At 66.9% G+C, this 2,477-nt stretch carries 4 protein-coding genes and 1 pseudogene; 1 reads left to right on the top strand and 4 read right to left on the bottom strand.

Features of this window, described 5'->3' with window-relative positions:
* Positions 1-111: pseudogene (locus Taqua_RS12865) on the top strand (IS5-like element ISCARN85 family transposase); the annotation flags it as partial.
* Between the two features lie 208 nt (positions 112-319).
* On the opposite strand, the gene Taqua_RS12860 reads toward Taqua_RS12865, so the two are convergent.
* From Taqua_RS12860 to Taqua_RS12845, 4 genes are all read right to left on the bottom strand, one after another.
* A complete protein-coding gene (locus tag Taqua_RS12860; protein WP_246094728.1) occupies positions 320-823 on the bottom strand; it encodes a hypothetical protein in 504 nt (167 codons plus the stop codon).
* Positions 824-953: 130 nt separating this feature from the next.
* Entirely contained in the window at positions 954-1,649 is a 696-nt protein-coding gene (locus tag Taqua_RS12855) for a Bax inhibitor-1 family protein (RefSeq protein WP_144326969.1), read from the bottom strand.
* Positions 1,650-1,789: 140 nt separating this feature from the next.
* Positions 1,790-2,203, bottom strand: coding sequence for an ExbD/TolR family protein (locus Taqua_RS12850; RefSeq protein WP_144326968.1), 414 nt, complete (start codon positions 2,201-2,203; stop codon positions 1,790-1,792).
* Between the two features lie 22 nt (positions 2,204-2,225).
* On the bottom strand, positions 2,226-2,477 hold a 252-nt coding region (locus Taqua_RS12845; RefSeq protein ID WP_185969641.1), incomplete at its 5' end, for a MotA/TolQ/ExbB proton channel family protein.

The following is a 2,477-nucleotide window of genomic DNA, read 5'->3' as shown; positions in this document are numbered from 1 at the left end:
CTGTTCCGCCGTCTGAAAGGGTTCCGCCGCATCTTCAGCCGCTTCGACAAGCTCGACGTCATGTTCGCGGCCTTCATCCACTTCGCACTGATCGTCGAATCGTTGCGATAGTGTTAACAGGCCCTAGCAGGCCGTTGAAAAACTGCTGCGGTAGGCCATCTGCGGCGTTGCGCGGTGCTCGCTCCCTCGCCTATCTGTTTGATAGGCTTCGGTCGCTGTGCTCCGTGCGCCTTGCATCTGGCCATCCTCGCGACGTTTTTCAACGGCCTGCTAGAGGCGGCAGCGGCGTGCAGCGCCGCTGCTGCACGATGCGGCAGTGTCAGCGGCCAGGCGCTTTTTGCGCCGCAGGGGCGAGGTTAGGCACGATGCTGCCGGTCGGCGGTGCGTTGCGAGGCCCGGAGGTGGCTGCGCCGTCGCCCGTGGCCGGCTTGCCGCCGTTGGGGGCTGCCGGGGTGCCGTGTCCGTCGCTGCCCACCACCTCCTCTTGGGGTTCGGCGGGTGGGGCAGGGCGCGCCGTTGGGGTGGCGGGCGGGATATCGTTTTCCCGCATGTACTCGTCCATCTCGCGCCAACCGGCAAAGATGGCCGCTTTGGATGCCTTGGGGTTGCTGGCGTAGCAGTCCTCCAGGCTGCGCTGGGTGTGCCGGCACGCTGCGCCGATGGCCTTGCCCTCGGCCTCCCGCCGTTCGGCCTGTTTGGCCGGCGTGTCGATGCCCAGCATGTCACAGCCAGGCAGAGCGGTGGCCGCCAGCGCAACAGCCAGCAGCCAGGCCGCGCGTCGGCCGTGCAGCGGGGCAGCTTGGGGCGGTGTCGGTGCCAGCATGGTTGGATTGTCACCGATTGGCCGCGCTGGCGCAGGGTGTGCCAGCGCCGCATAAGAAGCACAAACGCCGCGCAATTGCGGCGTTTGCGGCTGGCCGCGTGGCCGCCCCATAGGACGGCCCAGGGAAAGATCACTCGCGCTCGCCGCCAAAGATGCCCAGCAGCGCCAGCAGGCTTTGGAAGATGTTGAACAAGCTCAGGTACAGCGCCAGCGTGGCGGTGATGTAGTTGGTTTCACCCCCCTCCACGATGCGCTTGAGGTCGACCAGCAAAAACGCGCTGAAGATGCCGATGGCCATCACTGACAACGCCGCCATCAGGGCCGTGCTGCCGACGAAGACGTTGATGATGCCGCCGATCAGCAGCACGACGGCGCCCAAAAACAGCCATTTGGCCAAGCCCTCCAGGTCGCGCTTGACGATGCTGGCCAGGTTGGCCATGACGAAAAACACCCCAGCCGTACCGGCAAACGCCGTCATCACCAGCTGGGCGCCGTTGGCCAGACCCAGCACCGCGCCCAGCAGGCGCGACAGCATCAGGCCCATGAAGAAGGTGAACGCCAGCAGCACCGCCACACCGGTGCCCGAGTGCTTGGTGCGCTCAATGGCGAACACGAAGCCAAAGGCACCCAGCAGAAACACGATCAGGCCCACGCCACCCGACAGCACCGCGCCGACGCCGGTGCGCAGACCGATCCACGCCCCCAGCACCGTGGGCAGCATGCTCAGCGCCAGCAGGGCGTAGGTGTTGCGCAGCACACGCTGGCGTTGGCCGGAGGCGCCGGCCCAACTGTCGGTGGGACGCAAAACTTGGCTGTCCAGACGCATCGATGGAGTCTCCTTGGGGTTGCTGAGTGTGCAAGCGCCGTCATCCGCAACGGCGCGCGCAGCGTACCACATCCACTGCACACCGCATTGGAGGGCTTGGGGTCAGCCGGAGTTCCCCGGGCAAGCAGTGGCGTACCTGGTCAACGCGTCGGTTCGGTCACGAAGCCGATGCCCTTGACGCCGGCTTGCTGGGCTTTGGCCAGCACCTGCGCCACGCGTTCGTAGCGTACGTCGCGGTCGCCCAGCAGGTGCAGCGGGGGCTGCACGTCCTGCGCGGCGATGGTTTGCAGCCGCTCGTCCAGCTGGGCGTCGTCGATGGGTTCGTCGTTCCACAGGTAGCGGCCGTCGGCCTGCACGCTCAGCCGCACCGCTTGCGGCGGCGGGGTGCTGCGCTCGGCGTTGGCCTGCGGCAGGTTGACCTGCACGGCGTGCTTGATGACCGGGATCGTGATGATGAACACGATCAGCAGCACCAGCATCACATCGATGAGCGGAATCATGTTGATCTCGCTCATCAGCTCATCGTTGTCGTGATCGGTGACCGTCATGGCCATGGCTGGCTCCTCGTGGCGTGGTTCACGCGCGGCCTTCGGCACGCAGGGGCTGCACCTTGGCCGACGCGGGGGCTGGGGCCGTGGCCGCCACGCGCGCGCCCGTGACGAAGTAGGCGTGCAGTTCGTGCGCAAAACGGTTGATGCGGTGCACCAGCGCCTTGTGGCCGCGCACCAGCGCGTTGTAGCCCAACACGGCGGGGATGGCCACGGCCAAGCCCAGCGCCGTCATGATCAGCGCCTCGCCGATGGGACCGGCCACCTGGTCCAACCCCGC

The organism is Tepidimonas aquatica, assembly GCF_007556585.1.
In the GTDB taxonomy this organism is placed as follows: Bacteria; Pseudomonadota; Gammaproteobacteria; order Burkholderiales; family Burkholderiaceae_C; genus Tepidimonas; species Tepidimonas aquatica.
This window is presented reverse-complemented; position numbering and strand designations above follow the sequence as displayed.

Bases quoted from the DNA above. Each gene is read 5' to 3' on its own strand.
- Taqua_RS12860 (WP_246094728.1), bottom strand. From the start codon at position 823: ATGCTGGCACCGACACCGCCCCAAGCTGCCCCGCTGCACGGCCGACGC.
- Taqua_RS12855 (WP_144326969.1), bottom strand. From the start codon at position 1,649: ATGCGTCTGGACAGCCAAGTTTTGCGTCCCACCGACAGTTGGGCCGGC.
- Taqua_RS12850 (WP_144326968.1), bottom strand. From the start codon at position 2,203: ATGGCCATGACGGTCACCGATCACGACAACGATGAGCTGATGAGCGAG.